This is a genomic window from Janibacter sp. CFPM2_SD2 (assembly GCF_057364645.1).
In genome coordinates this window covers 1-1,720 of sequence record NZ_JBNFOF010000328.1, presented here as the reverse complement: position 1 = coordinate 1,720, position 1,720 = coordinate 1, and the positions used below count along the sequence as shown (strand labels likewise).

Annotated in this window: 1 protein-coding gene and 1 pseudogene; both read right to left on the bottom strand. The window is 74.8% G+C overall.

Features of this window, described 5'->3' with window-relative positions:
• Positions 1 to 166: 166 nt before the first annotated feature.
• Positions 167 to 1,240 carry a lysylphosphatidylglycerol synthase domain-containing protein gene (locus AC2W7J_RS17965; protein WP_485984113.1) on the bottom strand — a complete coding sequence of 358 codons (1,074 nt, stop codon included), beginning with the start codon at positions 1,238 to 1,240 and terminating at the stop codon, positions 167 to 169.
• Positions 1,237 to 1,720, bottom strand: a pseudogene (locus tag AC2W7J_RS17960) (hypothetical protein); the annotation flags it as partial. The gene AC2W7J_RS17965 and the pseudogene AC2W7J_RS17960, both read right to left, overlap by 4 nt.

The following is a 1,720-nucleotide window of genomic DNA, read 5'->3' as shown; positions in this document are numbered from 1 at the left end:
CGGCACGGTCGTCGGCGCGGGACGAGCCCCCCTTCGCCCGGGCCTCGAGCCGTCGCTGGACGGCGACCGACCCCACAGGAGGTGCTCGGCCCCGCGCTTGGCGACGGCCAGCAGACGCCCGCCGGGGGCGCCGCGACCTGGCCGGAGGTCGTGGGATCGGACATGGTCAGTCTCCTTGCGGGGAGGGTGTCGGGTCGGGGCCCGCCGTCCCGGGGGACGAAGGGAGCAGATGGTGCGTCTTCGCCCAGAGCCAGCCGATGGCCGCCCACACGACGTCCGCGAGGACGGTGAGGAATCGGGCGACGACGACGACGGCCGTCGCCGCGGACACCGGCATCGTCGTCGCCAGCAGCACGACGAGGACGACGTCGCGCACGCCGACGCCGGCGGGCACGACGATGCTGAACATCCCGATCCCGGCCGCGAGCAGGTAGCCCGAGACGGCGACGAGGAGCAGGCGGGAGGCGTCGGCGTCGTCGGGCGCGAGGTTGCGCGCCATGACCCACACCGACAGGCCGCCGACGATCCACGAGGTGGCGAACCACAGGCTCGACAGGCCGACCGCAGCGTGGGTGAGGTCGTGCTCGAGCGGGTCGCGGCGCAGCAGGCGAAGCATCGTGCGGATGCCGAGGTTGAGCACCGGGGGCCACAGCAGCACCCCGAGGACGGCGATGATCGCCAGCAGGACCCACCACGGCACGACCGCGTCGCCGCGGGTGAGCAGCACCGGCAGTGCCGGCAGGCCGAGGATCATGCCGGTGAGCGCGGAGAGGGCGATCGTCAGCAGGCCGACGATCGCCGTGCGTCGCCGGGGCACGCCGAGCCGGTGGGCCATGTCGGTCTGGACGACGACCGACCACACCGAGCCGGGCAGGTACTTGCCGAGCTGGCCGACGAAGAAGACCCCGCTCGCCGGCGCGATGTGCAGCCGTGAGCCGAGGTCGGCGAGCAGCACCCGCCACCCGAGCACCGTGAAGAAGGGCGAGAGCATCGCCAGGCCGGTCGCGGCGAGGAGGGTCACGGGTCCGATGCGCCCGAGGTCGCCGCGCACCTCGGCCCAGTTGCGCCACAGCGCGATGCCGACGGCGACGAGGACGAGGACGAGGAAGCCGATGCGCAGCACGTCGAGCGCGCGCTGCGCGTCGTGCGTCCGGGCGCCGAGGCGCCCCGCCTCGTCTGGCTCATCGGCGTCGCAGGGTGAGCCGGACGAGGCGTGCGCGGCGTCGGGGTCGGCGCTCACGCGCGAGGCGTGCCGCAGCCGGGCCGTGAGGTCGCCGTCGACGTCGCCGAGAGGGTGAATCCGCGTCGGCCGGCGCGGGCGATGACCGCCCGCAGGTCGGCCGCTCCGCCGATGACGTCGTCGCCCTGACCGCCCACGGGCAGGGTCAGGCACAGCAGGCCGCCGGAGCGCAGCGCCCACCCGGCCTGGGTGAAGGTCTCGTCGATGTCGGCGGCGGACGCGTCGTCGGGGTGCAGCCGGGTGACGACGTCGAGGGTCGCGGTGTCGACGTCGAGCAGCGTCATCGACGAGCGGGCGCCGGTGAGCTCGACCTCGATCGGCGCGTAGCCGGCGGCCCGGGCCCAGCGGCCGAAGGGGGACCCGCTGCCGGATGCGTCGATGATCAGGGCCTCGCGCCGGCCCTCGTCGCGCATGCCGATGAGCACCTCGAGGGCACCGAGCGCGGCCCACTCGCTGATCTCGTCGGCGCCGCGCGGCAGG